The following is a 16,165-nucleotide window of genomic DNA, read 5'->3' on the forward strand; positions in this document are numbered from 1 at the left end:
CCACTTTCACAACCTGTCCAAATTTCCCGAGCCAGCTCTGATGTTCATTGACGCCCCACTGAACACCATCAAAACATGTGCCATCGTAACCTCTATCCCACTGATGTTTATCATCAGCTATATGGTTTACGGATTCATCAAGTGGATGCGTGAGGACTTCGCTTTAACAAGTGGCGAAGATATTCTCCGGCAGTCCCGCGAAGCAGCTGGTGCTGTTCCTGCGGAATAAGCTTCCTCCTCAGGCAAAGCAAAAAGGCGACCTTCGGGCCGCCCTTTTTTATGACTATCTCAAATCTTTAAGCACTGTCAGTCGTCAGTCGTCAGTCGCCAGTTTGACATGTTCATGTTTCAGCTTATGGCCCATTTCAGTGAAGGTACTGATATTCTCAATAGCGAGCTTGCGAGCTTTTTCCGCTTCGCCAGAGCAAATGGCTTCCACTAAACCGACATGGGTGTTCGCGCTGTCTTCAATATCAAAGTCAAAGTGCGTGATACGAATATAGATTGAAAGCTGATTGATCACGCTCTTGTACATGTGCACCAAGCGTGCGCTCTCACTCAATTCAATAATCAGCTTGTGGAGCTCAAAGTCATAGAACGTGACTTCTGTAAGAGATACACCGTCTTGCTGACAGATCTCCTTGAAGACTTCCAGTTCTTTGCGCAGCCGAACGGCCTTTTCCGGCGTGATGGTTTCAGCTACCATTTGAGCAGCCTGACTCTCCAACGCAACACGGAGATGGTAGATTTCCCAGATATCATGGTCCGTCAGTGTCGTCACACTCCAACCCGCGTAAGGCTTCTGTGAGACAAGACCTTCGCTCGAGAGTGTGTTCAATGCCATGCGCACAGTTGTGCGTGAAAGCTCCAGACCTTTCGCAAGCGTACTTTCCGTAAGCTTGTCACCTGAGACATAATGACCCGCTAAAATCTGCTGCCTCAGAAAATCTGCGGCCTGCTCCTCAAGGCTTTGTTTTGAAATCTTCATTGGAACTCAATTGCGTCCGTCGTGTTCACTCTCTTAGTTGAGCTGTATCACCATTAACTTGCTGAATAAATGACGAGTTTCTTGCGTCAGATATTTGCGCTGTGATTATTGTAGGATCAGTTGGATTTAGATATATTTTGCGCGTGCACTGGCAAAAGGACGGTGTCGGGTTTGTTTTCAGCACCGGCAAAGTTTTTAATGACTCTAAACTAGGAATGGTTTATTGTTGAGTTAGAGATGCATATTTTTATTGACGACAGACACCGGAAGACGCATAGCTAATATTATGAGACTCACTCAACAAACCAACTATGCTGTACGTGCCCTGATGTATTGTGCGGCAAATCCTGGCAAGCCAAGCAAAGTTGCTGAGATCGCTGCTTCGTTTTCCATGTCGGAAACTCACCTTTTCAAGATCATGAAGGTGCTCGTTGACGCTGATCTGATGAAAACCATCCGAGGGCGTAACGGTGGTATCGTATTGCCACGTCCAGCTGAGCAAATCAGCGTGGGTCAGGTGGTACGTGCAACTGAAGAGTCATTCCTTCTTGCTGAGTGCTTTGACAGTGGTCGTCAGGACTGCCCGCTCGTCAATCACTGCGGCTTCAATTCTGTTCTGCATGAAGCGCTGGAAGCATTCCTCGGTGTGCTCGACAAGTGCACGATTGCAGATCTTGCAGACAACCGCGCGAGCATTCGCCACCTGTTGCAGATTGAAGACCCACTTCTGCCAAAGAATATGGCTGCTGCTGAATAAGCGCACCAAGAGCGACGAGATGATCAGGCAGCGAATATTCGCTGCCTTTTTTGTTATCGTGCTTTGAAGACTATCGGCGCTGTTCTGCTGATCGTATTGTTCCTCATCGAAGTCGGAAATGCTGGGAATGGTGCAGCGGCCTTTAGGGCTTTCAACGCGGCCTGATCAAATCGCTTATTCCCACTCGATCGAGATAGCTTAATTCCCGTTACAGCCCCGTCTCTGTGTACGACAAAACTCACACGGACGATGCCTGACTTCTTCCGGTTCTTCTCTCTTCTCGGGTACCGTCTATCCGCAGCACGCTGGATCTTCTTTTGCACCTTGCCCCAGTAATTGCTTGTCGCAGCATTGCCAGCGCTGTCACCGGAGCCTGCGATGTTATTGCCATTCTTCGAGGTGTTGGAGCCTTTTCGCGCGACCTTGGAACCTCGAGCAGAATTAACAACTGAGTTACCGGCCTTCTTAGCAGGTTCTTTCTTGGCTTTTGGTGGGGCCTTCTTGGCGGTTTTCTTAGGCTTGATTTTCTGCGGCAGCTTGGGACGTGGCGGCGCTGATCGTGGGACGGGAACCGTTACTGCGGCAACTTCAGTTTCAACAGGCTTTGCCTCAAGCTCTTTCTTTTCGTCAACGGGTTCAGCTGTTTTCTTTTTTACCGGCTTAATCTCTTCCGGTGTTTCCTGCTCTACCACTTCCAATTTTTTTGGTTGAGATGGTTTGGCTTCGTCCGGATTGACTGGGTCTTGTTGCTCTTTCAGCTTTGCAGGATCAACGTCTTTGGTTGGCTCTAATGGTTCTTTCTGCTCAACAGGAAGAACTTTTGCAACTTCGACAGGCTTAACCTCCTGCACTTCAGCAGGTTTGATTTGCTCAGGCTGAAGCTGAAGTTTAAGCGGTTCAATCTCTTCCTTTGGCTTGATTGGCTCAATCTCAGCCTTAATAGTAACACCTTCAGCAACAGGTACCGGCAGCGGCTTCACAGCCTGCGTTACAATCGGTTTGATTGGTGTAATCTCTGCTTTTGCCAGCTCAATTGGCTCAACAGCCTCAATCTCGTTGACTTGTTCAACCGGCTGTTCAGCTTCTATCTCACGAAGCTCGATCTCATCTGATTGTTCGGGCTCAATCGGCTCGACAACTTCCTTGGAACCTGCAATGAGATCCTCAATTGATCCAACTACAGAAAGTGACGTTGACCGCGTTGAGGCAACCTGAACTTCAGGAGCTCGCGTATAAAACCAAGCAAATCCACCTGCGTGAACACTGACTGACACGAGTAAGGCGGTCGTGAGGGCTGAGCCTCCGATTTTCCTGCGAATGCTCTTCTTCATTGGGCAGCCCTTACGGTGACCAATGTAATATCGGAGAAACCTTGCTTCTTCAGCGCTGCAAGGGTTCTGGCAAGTGTCTGACCAGACAGTGCCTTGTCAGCAACAACCATCAGAGGGTCTTTATTGCCGTCCAGCGGTATCAGATCCTCAACAAGAACTGGCTGTTCGTTTTGGGTTATCAATCCATCAGGAGCGATAATCAGCGCTCCGGCAATAAGCTCACGACTGGATTGCTCCTGCGTTTCTGCAGGGCTCACGTTTTTTGCATCGTCTCTATCAATTGAACCTGCAAAGAGGAAGAAGATGAGCATCAGGAACACGATATTGATCAATGGGATCGTATTCTCAAACGTCCTCTTTTGTGGTTTTGTCTTCAGACGCATTCTTTAAACTTCTTATTTCGCAATATTCGGAATTCAATTGCCAACGATCGTCGCTGACCAGCCTGCTGTTTTAAGCATCTCAAGCGCACTCACGACATCCTGCACAGTGGAATCCTTGGCAGGGATGATCGCCACAGGTCGTACTTTTTCGATACCTGCGTCGTCGAGCGCCGCAATCAACGCCTCAACCTTCACCCGGTCACCGTTCACCGACAGCTGTCCTTCTGCGAAAACTTGCAAAAGGATTGGGGACTGTTCCATTTGCCCTGCGCCCTCAGCTCCCGATGTCACATCCAACTTTTGGTAGATCGAGAACGTGGAAGCGAGCATGAAGAACATCAACAAAAGGAAGATCACATCAATCAGAGATGTGAGACCAGGCGCACGACTTCTTTTTGGAGCCTCACTAAGGCGCATCGTGAACAACCTCAAAACGTGGCTGGGTTCCAACCTGTTCCGCTTCTTCAGTTTGAGTGGCGATGGACGTGACTGCCCCGGTGAAGAGCTCAGTTACAATCTTTTCCATTGCTCCCTGCTCACGTTCGATGCGGCCTTCGAACAGTGACAGCATCACAGAAGCTGGGATTGCTACGGCCAGACCAACGGCAGTTGTCAGCAGCGCAACCCAGATACCACCAGCCAAAGTAGATGGATCGACCTGCGAACCAGCGTCAGCCATAGCCTGAAACGCCCCGATCATACCAAGCACTGTTCCGAACAGGCCGAGTAGAGGAGCGATCTGGGCAATCATATCCAATGCCCGCAAGTAACTACGAAGATCTGCGAGATGAGTAAAGCAAACGCGCTCGACATCTTCCCGAACTCTTTTCTCAGGCACCTGCGGTTTCATGAGACCGCGCATGGCATGTGCCAGAACGTCGGAGACCGGAGAGCGATCTGTTACCACAATCCTGTAGGCCTGATCACGCTTGCCGACACGCCAGAAGGCCACGGCCTGCTCAGCTTTGCGATGACGACCAACGCCTGCAATCCAGAACTGCCAGAGTTTTGCTATGACAATTGTTAGAGCAAGTACGCTGACAACCAGCAGCAACCCAACAACCACACCACCTTTTGCAAGCAGATCCATAACAGGTGTCATTGCTGCGGTCAGGCCCAGGTTTTCAATCATGGCATTCATTCTGGAAATCTCGTTATTTTTCTAATTCGGTTCTGCAGCGGTTCAGAGTGTTAGTTCTATCGCAGCGCGAGAGGATACATTCAATGAGTCTAAGCAGCTAGCCGGAGATACATTTTCAGCTCCCTCACACTGGCTGACATCATTGATGAGCAATGACGAGATGTCTGCACAACTGCTGGATGGGAGATCATACTGCTGAACTCGCGTCTTTCCGGAAGGAAGACGACCTGTCTTCATGCTCAGGAAATCAGAGATTCCACCTGTACTATCAAAGACTACCAAGTCCAATGCCAGTTGATTGATCTCATCTTTAAGGTGATTGCGAACAAGAAGACTTACACGACACCCGTTCTGAGTGCTCTCAGCTTTGTTCAACTGGAGAGCGATCACTGGTTCTTTTGTCGTGTTTGCTGCTTCAGCTGCAGTTATTTGCGTTATCCACAAGGCAGCAAGAGCAAGAGAAAACAGCTTAACCAACTTATTCATAGGACCCCAACCCAAAAATTAAAACTTAGTTGCAAATGCAAATCAATCGCAGATATCAAGGATATCGTGGGCTGGCTGGCTGTTGAGGGAGAGAGTAACAGCTGGCTTGCGCATCGATACAAATCCTACTCCAGGACGGTTTGCGGGAGGACGCGATCTCCAGCAATTATTGAGTAGGCATTGCACTTGTAATAAAACATGAATATGAAAGTCAAGAAATAAACGCGATAGAGTCCCCCTAGCTCTTGAGGGTATCGCGACCATCCACGCTAGCCAAAATTGGGGAAAGGCTGAGGCGAATGACTGATATGGAAAAAGCTCAGGAAAGCTCACAAAGTCAGCCACATGAGCGCACTGTTGATAGCAAGGCACTCTTTGGCGATGAGCGCGAGATCACAATCTCCCATCGCGAGGATAACTACCGATTGTCGATCACGAAACTTGGCAAGTTGATTCTTACTAAGTGAGAAATTTGCCATAAAAAAAGCCGGCCTGAGATGAGGCCGGCTCTTTCTTAATTTGACTGTTCTGGACCTTAGTTCAGAGCCTGCTGCAGTGCGAATGCATCACCCTCGACCTTGAACAGGCCGTAGGAACCAGGAACGTCGCCAGCATTGTCGAAGTTCAGGTCGCCAGATGCGCCCTTGTAGTCGATGTCTTTGCCGGCTGCGATCAGCTCAACTGCTTTCTTCCATTCACCAGGAAGAATAGCTTCACCCTGTCCGTCGGACACAGCAGCCATCGCTTCAGAAACCTTTGTGGCATCGCCACCAGCTTTTTCTAGAGCCAGAGCCATCAGGAATGCGGCGTCGTAAGAGTTTGACGCGAAAATCGCATCCGGGTTGCCGCCAACTGCTATGTAAGCTTTATTAAACAGTTCAAGGCTGTTGGACGCTTCACCAACTGGAGAGGATGCGATGAAGGTTGTCAGGTTTTCAGCACCGAGTTCACGGATGATCGCATCTGACTTCATGCCATCACCGCCAACGAAGTTAGTGAAGAAGCCGTTTTCCAGCGCCTGACGCAGGATGGTCAGGCCAGTGCCATCACCGTAATCCAAGATTACAAGCGTATCTGCGCCACCACGGGACAATTCAGCAAGGTTGGAACGGTAAGATGCCTTACCTTCTTCGTGCGCTGAATATCCAGCAATCTCACCACCATTTGCTTCAAATTCAACTTTGAAAGCATTTGCAAGGCCACTGCCGTAGTCGTTGTTGAGGTAGGCAACAGCAACTTTCTTTGTGCCGAGGTTCAACAGTGTACGGGCGAGTGAACGGCCCTGGAAATCATCGGAAGGTACTGTACGGAATACCTGACCTTTGTCTTCCAGACCTGTGATTTCAGGAGAAGTCCCTGATGGCGTGATCAGCGTGATGCCAGCTGGAACAGTCACGGAGTTCGCAACAGCCAGAACTGAACCAGAACAATGTGGACCGATAAGGCCAGCAACCTGTTCAATGTTTACCAGCTTGGTAGCGGAATCCACGCCGTTCTGTGGGTTACACGCACTATCGCCTACAACAGCTTCAAGCTTCTGGCCGCCCAGAATGCCGCCCTGCTCGTTCACCTGCTGAATAGCCAGCTTTGCAGAGTCCAGCATTGGTGGAGCCATAGCCGCGATTGGGCCAGAAATGCCTCCCAGAAGACCGACTTTTACATCAGCCTGAACAGCGTTGGATGCAAGTGCAGTAGCGCTGAACAAGCCTGCTGCCAATGCGATTTTCTTAAGCATCAGTTCACCTCCAAAGAGCCCTGTTTCAAATACTATCCGGATTGACCAGGACGTTAAAATTGATTTCCACGAGTGCTGGCGTTACTTCGCTGCACTTTCTTGTTTTTGAAAGGTTTTGACTTCTGGACTGCCAGCGGTTCCCTGAGGTTCCGGCAAGATCCCTTCCGGTCTGAACCGGAGGACCAATTGCAGAAGCAAGCCAATGATGAACACGCGCATGTATTTGGCTTTAATGGCGTATTCTGTTGGCAGTTGATCCGTTACAAACTCTGACGCAGACCAGATGATCCAGACAACAGCAACGCCGAGAAGGGCTCCGCGGTTGTTACCTGAGCCGCCGAGGATCAACATAATCCAGATCAGGAATGTGGCGATCATCGGATCAATGGCTTCTGGGGTTATGGACCGGTTAAAGTGAGCAAACAGCGCTCCACCAAGTCCCATCACAGCTGCACCGAAGATGAACGCTTCCAGACGACGAGCCTTGATGTCCTTACCCATTGCCGTTGCCGCATCTTCATTGTCACGGATGCCACGCATCATGCGGCCCCAGGGAGCCGAAATCTGGCGCTCGATAGCCCAGTACACGACGAGAACGATGGCAAAGACCAGAGCAAGATAAGCCAACTGGGAGTACAGATAGGACAGATCACCAAATGGACGCGGGATCTTGTTCACACCGCGTGCGCCACCTGTCATCCAACCTTCTGACTTCACGACCAGACGGATGATTTCCGCAACACCGATTGTCGCGATTGCCAGATAATCGGAGCGGAAGCGCAAGCATACTTTGCCGATTGGCCATGCAATTGCGCCAGCAGCGATCATCGCGCCGATCCAACCGACAACAACGGGCAGCTGGTAGCCACCCAGATGGACAGCGGATTCTGGTGCCGTGAGCAGCGCAGATGAGTAAGCTCCAACGGCGAAGAAGCCCGCAATACCTGCATTAAAGAGACCGGAAAAGCCCCATTGAATGTTAAGACCGAGAGCAAGAAGGGAGTAAATGCCGATAAAGATCGCCATGAACACCGCGTAGTTAAGCAGACCGATGAGTTCCATGGTTCTTCTCCCCCCTACAGAACTTTACCCTTGAGCAAGCCAGTTGGCCGCACAAGAAGGATGAGCAGGAGGATCGCAAACGCCATGGCGGCCTTGTACTCTCCCGGGATAAACAGAACGGATGTTTCTTCAGCTATGCCAACAATCAAGCCGCCAATAACGGCACCTTCAACACGCCCTACCCCACCAAGAATTGCAGCTGCGAACATTGGCAGAAGCATCGTCCAGCCCATAAGCGGCTTCAGTTCTGTATTGATGCCAAGGAAGAAACCAGAAGCCGCACACAGAATGCCGACGATGCCCCAAGTCAACATTGTGATTTTGCGATTATCAACACCAGAAAGCAGCGCAAGATCAGGGTTGTCAGACATGGCACGCATGGCCTTTCCCCACTTTGTTTTCTGCAAGAACGTCCACAACACACCAACGATCACGAACATTGCAATGATGGTGTAGATCTCGCGATCACGAATGCGGATTCCCCAGTAATCATCTGGTCTAACGATACCACGGGTATAAGTTTCTGTATCAACACCCCAGACCACCTGAACGACGGCACGCAACATAAGAGCGATACCCAGTGAGGACATTACCACGATGATCTTTGGGCGCTCCGAGAGGTAGTCGTAAAATAGTTTGTCGATGCCGATCGCCATAAACGCGCAAACAACCATGGCAACGGGAAGAGCAACCCAAGGGCTAACTCCGAAGATGGTCACCACTCCGAGGGCTGCAAATGCGCCTAGCGTTGCGAGGTCACCATGCGCAAGGTGCGCAAATCTCAAGATACCGAATACCAGCGTAATACCAACTGCGCCCAAAGCGTAAATTGAGCCCAGTACGATCCCCGGCATGAGGTAAAAATTGACGAATTCCATGAATGGCATTGGATTTTCCCTTTCTACCCGCCGAGGAACATTTCAGCGACTTCACGATCTGCGAGCAGCTCTTGCCCCGTTCCTTCATGCCGGTTGCTTCCAGCCGCAAGAACGTAGCCTTTGTCAGCAAATGCCAGCGCTTGCTTGGCGTGCTGCTCTACGAGCAAGATCGAAAGACCTGCATCACGCAGGTTGCGGGTGATCTCAAAAATTTGCTCCATGTATTTTGGAGAGAGACCAGCGGTCGGCTCATCCAGCAATAGCAAAGACGGGTTGAGCATCAATGCGCGGCCCATAGCCACCATCTGACGTTGGCCGCCAGACAGATTTCCAGCCAACGCACTGCGGCGCTCTTTGAGATCAGGGAACAGGGTGTAGACCCTTTCCAAGCTTTCAGAAATGTCACCTTTCCGAAGGAAGGCCCCCATTTCGAGGTTTTCGTGAATGGTCATCTCACGGAAGATGTTGTTGACCTGAGGAACGTAACAAACACCGTGCTGTACAATACGGTTTGGCTTCCAGCCTGCGATGTCTGTTCCGTTGACGACAATAGAACCGCCACGGACCTTTAGAAGACCAAAGATCGCCTTCATCGCTGTCGACTTGCCAGCTCCATTCGGGCCGACGATTACAACAATTTCCTGCTCGGTCACTTGCATGTCGACACCCTGTAGGATGTCCGCATCGCCATATCCGCCACGAACACCAGTCATGGTGAGGATTGGTTTGCCGGAGTACTTTTGTTGCACGGAGTTCTTTGACATTGGTTGCTCTGCAATTGCTTGAGACGTCATTAGAGTGCAGCCTCCCCAACCGTTTCACCGAGGTAAGCTTCAAGCACCCGCGCATCAGAACGAACGGTTTGGAAATCACCTTCAATCAGAACCGAGCCTTCCGCCATACAGATGACTGGATCGCAGAGCTTCTCGATCATCTCCATATCGTGCTCAATCAGGACGAATGTGTAGCCACGTTCCTGGTTCAGGATTTGGATTTTGTCTTCAAGGCGGCGTAGCAATGTTCTGTTGACGCCAGCAGCAGGCTCATCCAGCAGCACCAGCTTTGCGTCAGTCATCATTGTACGGCCAAGCTCAAGAAGCTTCTTCTGTCCGCCGGACAGATTACCTGCACGTTCATTTGCAACATGAGACAGTTCCAGAAACTCCAGTGTCTCTAAAGCTTTCTGGCGTACTTCTTCTTCTTGCTTCTTCACGCTGCCAAAGCTGAGCCAGTTTTGGAATAAGTTCTCACCTTTTTGAGAGGGCGGAACCAACATGAGGTTTTCGAGAGCTGACAGACGATGAAACTCATGCGGGATCTGAAAGGTACGTACCAAGCCCTTATGAAACAGCTGATCAGAGCTGAGGCTGGTTACATCTTCTCCCAAAAACTTTATTTTTCCAGCAGTTGGCTGAAGGGCACCGGCAATCAAATTGAACGTTGTGGTTTTACCCGCCCCATTTGGACCGACTAAACCTGTGATTGTGCCCTTTTGAACCGAAAATGAGCAATTATTGACGGCTCTAAACCCGCCGAATTGCTTCGACAGCTGTTCGATTTCCAGCATTATTATCCCCCCAGACTGCAAAGGACTGGCGTTTTATTGTTGTCAAGCACCTACCTAATGCCCTTAGCAGCATATTATTTCAAGGCAGAAGTCCGCGCCATTTGCAGCCTAATCACTCGATTATTGTGGTTCTATCTGGACAAGTTGAGTGAAACTTTCCAGATTCTATCTCCTAACAACCTTCCCATAAGTTGCGAGGAAACATCTTCGACTGCGCATATATTGCCTGAAACATATAGATAATTCCACTTATATGCGCAGTTTGAAGAGATTTTAGAACAAAATAATTTCATAAATTGAGTAATTTTCGCAGCAATCTTACAGATCACTGCGCACCTGCCAAAGTTCTGGAAACAGCACAGTATCCAACATTTTTTTCAAGTACGGTGCCCCTGAAGTGCCTCCAGTGCCCATTTTGCTTCCAATAATACGCTCTACGGTTGTAAGGTGATTAAATCGCCACCGACGAAAAAAGTCCTCAAAGTCGATTAACTTCTCCGCGAGATCGTAGAAATGCCAATTATCACGTGGATTGCGATATATTATTTCCCAAGCCTTCTGAACTGACGCATCAGTTGTATATGGCTTGGTGACGTCCCGGTTGAGTACTGCATCGGAGATTTCGAAGCCTGAACGCGCCAAAGCACGCACCATCTGATCATAGATGCCCGGCGCCTCATAAATCTGATGAAGCCATGCTGAGACCTCCGGCATATGCTCATGTGGTTTCATCAGGGCTGGATTTTTGTTGCCAACCACAAACTCGATGGCACGGTACTGGTAGCTCTGAAATCCAGATGACTTGCCAAGGCTATCACGAAACGTGGTGTAATCGCTTGGTGTCATGGTGCGCAGAATGTCCCATGCACTGTTGAGCTGCGCGAAGATCTTGTTGACGCGAGCCATTAGCTTTGAAACCTCAGCAAACTCATCCGCTGCCAAAGCTGAGCAAGCCTCCGACATTTCGCGGATCGCCAACTTCATCCAAAGTTCTGCCGTTTGATGCTGAATGATAAACAGCAGTTCATCATGAGCTTCGGTCAACGGAGCTTGCGCACCCAACACATCGGAAAGACGAAGGTAATCGCCATAAGACATGTTTTCTTTGAAAGAGAGCTCTGCCCCGTGGTGCTCTAATTTACGATCAATACTCTCAACCATGCTTATGTAACCTTGCTCTTCTGGTGGTATTCCGGCTTGTCCCAGAGATCCCCTGCAATAATTTCTTCAAGAATCTCAGCAGCTTTAAGGACCTCAGCAAAAGAGAGGTACAGAGGAGCAAACCCGAAGCGGATGATATTTGGTGCACGGAAGTCTCCAATCACTCCACGATCAATGAGCGCTTGCATGACTGCATAGCCTTTCTCATGACGGAAAGAGACTTGTGAGCCGCGCTTAAGTGGATCCGTTGGTGACGCAAGCTCCAGATTAGGGCAGCGGCGTTTGACTTCAGCAATAAACAACTCACTCAACTCAATGGATTTGGCCTGCAATGCCTCCAAAGAGGTTTCATCGAAGACATCCAAAGACGCATCCAGAGCGGTCATGGCAAGAACCTGAGGTGTGCCAACGCGCATCTGGTCTGTTTTAGCAGATGGTGTGTATCCCAAATCAAAAGCAAACGGCGCATCGTGCCCCATCCAGCCCGTTAGTGGGTTGCCTGAATGGTTCTGATGCTGAGGTGCCACATAAACAAATGCCGGAGCACCGGGGCCGCCATTCAAATACTTGTAGGAACAACCAACAGCAAAGTCCGCCTTTGCTTCCTTCAGATGGACTGGGAAAGCACCTGCAGAGTGGCACAGATCCCACATCGCCAAGGCACCAACAGAATGCGCTTTCTCAGTCAATGCTTTCATGTCGTGCTTGCGACCTGTGCGGTAATCCACTTCTGTGAGCATCATGACTGCAACAGTATCATCGAGGGCGGCTTCAACTTCTTCCGGAGCAACCAGACGCAACTCGATGTCACCACCGGTCAGTTCTTTCAGACCTTGCGCCATGTAGAGGTCAGTCGGGAAGTTTCCTGTATCGGAAAGAATAACTTTACGCTCCGGACACATTTTGATGGCAGTCGCCAGGACTTTAAAGACATTCAGAGAGGTGCTGTCGGCGCAGACCAAGGTTCCGTCATCAGCTCCAACGAGCTTAGCAATCCGGTTTCCGACTTTGCTTGGCAGGTCAATCCAGCCGTGGCAGTTCCACCCTTTGATGAGGCTTTTGCCCCACTGCTCTTCGACTGCATTGGCTAAAACCGCAGACACATTCTTAGGAAGAGCCCCAAGTGAGTTTCCGTCCAGATAGATAATCCCATCAGGAATTGAGAAAAGCTGGCGCAAATGAGCGAGCGGGTCAGCTCCATCTCTTTGCTCAATGCTTACTGCATCCAGTTCCACTATCAGCCCCCTATTATCATTTTTATGATCACACTCTTTTTGGCATCAAAGCAATACCGAGCTGCGATTCCATTTTTTAAAATTTCAAGTTTAAAGTAATTTAAACAACAGTCTCGCCATGAAATCTAGGTAAAAAGTATTATCTGGAATTTTCAGAACAAATATTCTAAATATGTAGAATAGGAAATCAAACTCGCCCAAATGGACCGCAATCACAGCGATATCTTGCGATAGCGCTGAAAAAATATAAGCCGTACTCTAGATAGTCAGGGGCAGATCTAACTTCCTACCACAAACAAAGGAAAGCTCTACTCACGGCTGAAGATCTGGATCAAACAAAAATGAAACTAGGCCGGATCACTGTTAAGGAAGAAACCCATGAAGAGTGCCCTTAGAAAGACAGAGGCACAAGTCTGGCCAGAACCAAAACGCCAGTTTGCTGCACTGCCTTTCAAGAAGAATAAAAAAGGTAAGCTACAGATTCTTCTGATTACATCCCGCGAAACCAAGCGTTGGGTTCTCCCTAAAGGCTGGCCAATGAAGGATCTCAGTGGTGGAGAAACCGCAGAGCAAGAAGCCTTCGAAGAAGCTGGCATTAAAGGTGAGCTGACAGATCAAGCTGCTGGAATCTATCATTACCCTAAACTTCGGGTCACCAAAGAGCCAATCCCTTGCCGCGTGAAGGTGTATCCGCTGGAAGTGACTGAGATGCTTGAAGACTGGCCTGAAAAGGACGAGCGCACACGGAAATGGTTCTCCGTAAGCGACGCGGTTCATGCTGTAAATGAGCCGGAACTAAAGGCTTTGCTGGCCAACTGGTCACCAGAGAAAAGCTAGATAACAGCCTGCTTTCTAGGCATGCTCCGCCTTAAAACGACGTTCCAGCCAGCGAACACCTTGCGAGACAATCAGGATCAACACCAGATATTCCAGAACAAGGACGCTGTAGATTTCGAGTGGTCGATATTCTGTGACGACCAGCTCATTTGCACGCCTTGTCAGGTCTTGCAGGCCAATCACGGACACCAAACTCGACATTTTCAGCATGTAAACCAGTTGGTTTCCAAGCGGTGGCAGCATACGGCGGATCGCAAGCGGAAGAATGATGAAGCGAAGACGCTGAAAATAACTCAGCCCAAGAGAGCGGCCTGCTTCGATCTGTCCTTTGTCGACTGACTGTATACCTGCTCTGAAAATTTCAGCCTGAAACGCGCTGTCTGACAAAGCAAGAGCCAGTACACCCGCCCAGAACACGTTGATCGAAATGTTCGCGACAACAGGCAAGCCATAGTAAACCCAAAAAATCAGCACCAGACTTGGCACTGAGCGCACCACTTCAACGTAAGTTCTGTTGAACGCAATTCCGTACTTATTGTCTGAAAGCCCAGGCAGAGCGACAATAAGGCCAACGAACATGGAGATCGCGATTGCAGTGAGCGATATACTGACTGTTTCTTGCAACCCGGCGATCATGAAACCGAGATTAACTCTTCCTGTCTCAGTCTCTGGTGAGACTACATACCAGCCCCATTGGTCACCAGTGCAGCCCGCCAAAACGAATGCCAATGCGACGAGCACTGCTGCATTTCGGAATTTCAAGGTATCACCTTCCAAATTTAAGAAGGCTGCCAACGGAAGCAAAACACGTAAGCAGCTCATATATCTGCCTCAACACAGATAGATTGCCGGACACAAAACCTAGAGTGTCGTGCGCTCTTATACAAATCTTATAGAAACTTACCGCACACAATTAATTGAAGTCGGTTTTCTCTCAAAAACAGCATTGTAGTTATCGCTAAAATGGCTAGGTTTGCATTGGGCCAGATTCCAACTGCGTTTCAAGGAACTCTCATGAAGATGCTACGTTCATTTCTTACTGTAATTTTCGCCGCGGGCACGTTGTTCTCCGGCTCTGCATTCGCGCAATCTGCGCTTAACGAAATTTTGGATTCCGGTGAACTGAGGGTTGGTACAACCGGAGACTGGAACCCAATGTCTGTTCGTGATCCTGCCAGCAATGGTTATAAAGGGTACGACATCGACATCATGAACGAGCTTGCAAGCGACCTGGGTGTGAAGCTCACTTTTATTCCAACTGATTGGAAAACCTTGGTGAATGGTATCGTTGCAGGCAAGTATAACCTGACTGGCTCTGCTTCAATCTCCCCAAGCCGCATGAAAGTAGCTGGTTACTCTGAAAGCTATATTTCCGTTGAGATCCTGCCGTATACGACCAGCAGCAAAGTTGGTGAGTTCAACAGCTGGGACAGCATCAACCAGAAAGATGTGACGGTCGCAACCACGCTTGGCACTACGTTTGAGAAGCTGAGCAAGGAATGGTTCCCGAATGCGACTATCAAAGTTGTTGAGGCACCTGCTCGTGGTTATCAGGAAGTGCTGTCAGGCCGCGCTGATGTTTTCATCACCTCCAACATTGAAGGTGCTACGCTGAAAGCGAAGTTCAAGCAAATCACCAACGTGCCAGTTTCTGAAAGCAGAAACCCAACTCCGATCGCTATGTTGATGCCACAGACTGATCAGGTTTGGATCAACTACATCAACAACTGGATCAAGATCAAAAAAATGAATGGTTTCCTTGATGCGACAGCTCAGAAATGGGGCTTGGCGCAGTAAAAACTGCTCATAAAGAATAAGAAAGGCGCCTCAAATTGGGGCGCCTTTTCTTTTAGGTTCACTGCACGCTTATGCGTCCACCTGAATAAACTTCGCGACCCAATCCTGCATCGCTTTGCGGTTTATATCGATTGACGTAGCGGCATGAGAGAGTGATTGCATAGCTTGCCACCAATGTTGGCATTTAGGCTTCAGCATTAGCTCTCCGCCAAACATACCAGCAAGTTGCTGAGCCTGAGAAAACGTTGTGGCAAAGGCTACATCAACCAAAGTAACATGATGACCAACCGCATACGGCTCAGCCTCAATCATGTCCTCCAAACGTTCGAACGCAACACTCATGTCATTGATCAACTGCTTGTAGACTTCATCCCTCGGCGGCTTTCCAGCTTTGATTGGGGCATAGAATGCACGAACAGATGGCTCAATTCGCGTGTCGTGCAGGCCCATCAATGCTCTGACTTTAGCGCGCTCGATAGGGTGTTCTGGCATTAGCGCTGGAGACGGTGCGGTCTCCTCAAGATACTCAAGGATCGCGTTTGAATCTGACAGAGCAGCTTCACCATCCTTCAGGCCGGGAATTGAACCCGCTGGAACGACCTTCTTATAAGCAGCTGATCCATATCCATCTGGGGGCGGTAGCTCAGCGTAATCCAGATCTTTCATATCCAAAGCAATTCGAACTTTCGCGCAGAATACGGATTCTGGGTAGGCATAAAATTGTATCATTGGATCACCAGATTGTGCTTAGCGGCGGCGCTGCTTTGTGCGCACGCTTGGGAACATGCGGCAAACAAAAAGCGCCTA

At 49.4% G+C, this 16,165-nt stretch carries 19 protein-coding genes and 1 pseudogene; 5 read left to right on the top strand and 15 right to left on the bottom strand.

Translation table 11 applies throughout. The features are described 5' to 3' along the window. Window positions 1-229: pseudogene (locus PsWM33_RS12690) on the top strand (hypothetical protein); the annotation flags it as partial. 84 nt (window positions 230-313) lie between these two features. On the opposite strand, the gene PsWM33_RS12695 reads toward PsWM33_RS12690, so the two are convergent. Next, complete coding sequence (locus tag PsWM33_RS12695) at window positions 314-988, bottom strand: GntR family transcriptional regulator (protein ID WP_063300487.1); 675 nt, start codon at window positions 986-988, stop codon at window positions 314-316. 286 nt (window positions 989-1,274) lie between these two features. On the opposite strand from PsWM33_RS12695, the gene rirA reads away from it, so the two are divergent. Beyond that, entirely contained in the window at window positions 1,275-1,745 is a 471-nt protein-coding gene (rirA, locus tag PsWM33_RS12700) for an iron-responsive transcriptional regulator RirA (RefSeq protein WP_082596779.1), read from the top strand. A gap of 53 nt (window positions 1,746-1,798) precedes the next feature. Here rirA and PsWM33_RS12705 read toward each other — a convergent pair whose 3' ends face one another. The 5 genes from PsWM33_RS12705 to PsWM33_RS12725 are packed head-to-tail and all read right to left on the bottom strand — an operon-like array spanning window position 1,799 to window position 5,086. After that, the gene (locus PsWM33_RS12705) at window positions 1,799-3,076 is read right to left on the bottom strand and encodes an energy transducer TonB family protein (protein WP_063300488.1); all 1,278 of its coding nucleotides are present in this window, start codon (window positions 3,074-3,076) and stop codon (window positions 1,799-1,801) included. Next, a complete protein-coding gene (locus PsWM33_RS12710) occupies window positions 3,073-3,459 on the bottom strand; it encodes an ExbD/TolR family protein (protein ID WP_063286815.1) in 387 nt (128 codons plus the stop codon). The genes PsWM33_RS12705 and PsWM33_RS12710 overlap by 4 nt, the downstream gene beginning before the upstream one ends. A 33-nt stretch (window positions 3,460-3,492) precedes the next feature. After that, window positions 3,493-3,876 carry an ExbD/TolR family protein gene (locus tag PsWM33_RS12715; RefSeq protein ID WP_063291385.1) on the bottom strand — a complete coding sequence of 128 codons (384 nt, stop codon included), beginning with the start codon at window positions 3,874-3,876 and terminating at the stop codon, window positions 3,493-3,495. Further along, window positions 3,866-4,591: a MotA/TolQ/ExbB proton channel family protein gene (locus tag PsWM33_RS12720; RefSeq protein WP_208860238.1), complete on the bottom strand. Its 726-nt coding sequence runs from the start codon at window positions 4,589-4,591 to the stop codon at window positions 3,866-3,868. The genes PsWM33_RS12715 and PsWM33_RS12720 overlap by 11 nt, the downstream gene beginning before the upstream one ends. Window positions 4,592-4,642: 51 nt before the next feature. Continuing rightward, window positions 4,643-5,086, bottom strand: a complete 444-nt coding sequence (locus tag PsWM33_RS12725; RefSeq protein WP_063295202.1) for a hypothetical protein — start codon at window positions 5,084-5,086, stop codon at window positions 4,643-4,645. A 299-nt stretch (window positions 5,087-5,385) separates the two neighbouring features. Here PsWM33_RS12725 and hemP point away from each other — a divergent pair, with 299 nt between their 5' ends. Further along, a complete protein-coding gene (hemP, locus tag PsWM33_RS26805) occupies window positions 5,386-5,553 on the top strand; it encodes a hemin uptake protein HemP (protein WP_082596781.1) in 168 nt (55 codons plus the stop codon). A 68-nt stretch (window positions 5,554-5,621) separates the two neighbouring features. Here hemP and PsWM33_RS12730 read toward each other — a convergent pair whose 3' ends face one another. From PsWM33_RS12730 to kynU, 7 genes are all read right to left on the bottom strand, one after another. Next, the gene (locus tag PsWM33_RS12730) at window positions 5,622-6,821 is read right to left on the bottom strand and encodes an ABC transporter substrate-binding protein (protein ID WP_063300490.1); all 1,200 of its coding nucleotides are present in this window, start codon (window positions 6,819-6,821) and stop codon (window positions 5,622-5,624) included. Window positions 6,822-6,902: 81 nt separating this feature from the next. Further along, entirely contained in the window at window positions 6,903-7,883 is a 981-nt protein-coding gene (locus PsWM33_RS12735; protein WP_063291384.1) for a branched-chain amino acid ABC transporter permease, read from the bottom strand. 14 nt (window positions 7,884-7,897) lie between these two features. Then, complete coding sequence (locus PsWM33_RS12740; protein ID WP_063295200.1) at window positions 7,898-8,770, bottom strand: branched-chain amino acid ABC transporter permease; 873 nt, start codon at window positions 8,768-8,770, stop codon at window positions 7,898-7,900. A gap of 14 nt (window positions 8,771-8,784) precedes the next feature. Then, window positions 8,785-9,555 carry an ABC transporter ATP-binding protein gene (locus PsWM33_RS12745; RefSeq protein WP_244276698.1) on the bottom strand — a complete coding sequence of 257 codons (771 nt, stop codon included), beginning with the start codon at window positions 9,553-9,555 and terminating at the stop codon, window positions 8,785-8,787. Then, window positions 9,555-10,328, bottom strand: a complete 774-nt coding sequence (locus tag PsWM33_RS12750; protein WP_063295199.1) for an ABC transporter ATP-binding protein — start codon at window positions 10,326-10,328, stop codon at window positions 9,555-9,557. The genes PsWM33_RS12745 and PsWM33_RS12750 overlap by 1 nt, the downstream gene beginning before the upstream one ends. Before the next feature lie 318 nt (window positions 10,329-10,646). Further along, complete coding sequence (gene kynA, locus PsWM33_RS12755; RefSeq protein ID WP_063295198.1) at window positions 10,647-11,489, bottom strand: tryptophan 2,3-dioxygenase; 843 nt, start codon at window positions 11,487-11,489, stop codon at window positions 10,647-10,649. A 2-nt stretch (window positions 11,490-11,491) separates the two neighbouring features. Further along, window positions 11,492-12,724, bottom strand: coding sequence for a kynureninase (kynU, locus tag PsWM33_RS12760; RefSeq protein ID WP_063300491.1), 1,233 nt, complete (start codon window positions 12,722-12,724; stop codon window positions 11,492-11,494). A 378-nt stretch (window positions 12,725-13,102) separates the two neighbouring features. Between kynU and PsWM33_RS12765 the strand changes: the two genes are divergently transcribed. Then, entirely contained in the window at window positions 13,103-13,561 is a 459-nt protein-coding gene (locus PsWM33_RS12765; RefSeq protein WP_063300492.1) for an NUDIX hydrolase, read from the top strand. 15 nt (window positions 13,562-13,576) lie between these two features. Here PsWM33_RS12765 and PsWM33_RS12770 read toward each other — a convergent pair whose 3' ends face one another. Next, the gene (locus tag PsWM33_RS12770) at window positions 13,577-14,383 is read right to left on the bottom strand and encodes an amino acid ABC transporter permease (RefSeq protein WP_208991696.1); all 807 of its coding nucleotides are present in this window, start codon (window positions 14,381-14,383) and stop codon (window positions 13,577-13,579) included. A gap of 192 nt (window positions 14,384-14,575) precedes the next feature. On the opposite strand from PsWM33_RS12770, the gene PsWM33_RS12775 reads away from it, so the two are divergent. Next, window positions 14,576-15,358, top strand: coding sequence for a transporter substrate-binding domain-containing protein (locus PsWM33_RS12775; protein WP_208994545.1), 783 nt, complete (start codon window positions 14,576-14,578; stop codon window positions 15,356-15,358). 69 nt (window positions 15,359-15,427) lie between these two features. Here the strand turns inward: PsWM33_RS12775 and PsWM33_RS12780 are convergent, their stop codons facing one another. Continuing rightward, window positions 15,428-16,087 (bottom strand): glutathione S-transferase family protein, encoded by a 660-nt coding sequence (locus PsWM33_RS12780; protein WP_063295195.1) that lies wholly within the window; start codon window positions 16,085-16,087, stop codon window positions 15,428-15,430. Window positions 16,088-16,165: the final 78 nt, after the last annotated feature.

The organism is Pseudovibrio sp. WM33 (assembly GCF_001623165.1).
In the GTDB taxonomy this organism is placed as follows: Bacteria; Pseudomonadota; Alphaproteobacteria; order Rhizobiales; family Stappiaceae; genus Pseudovibrio.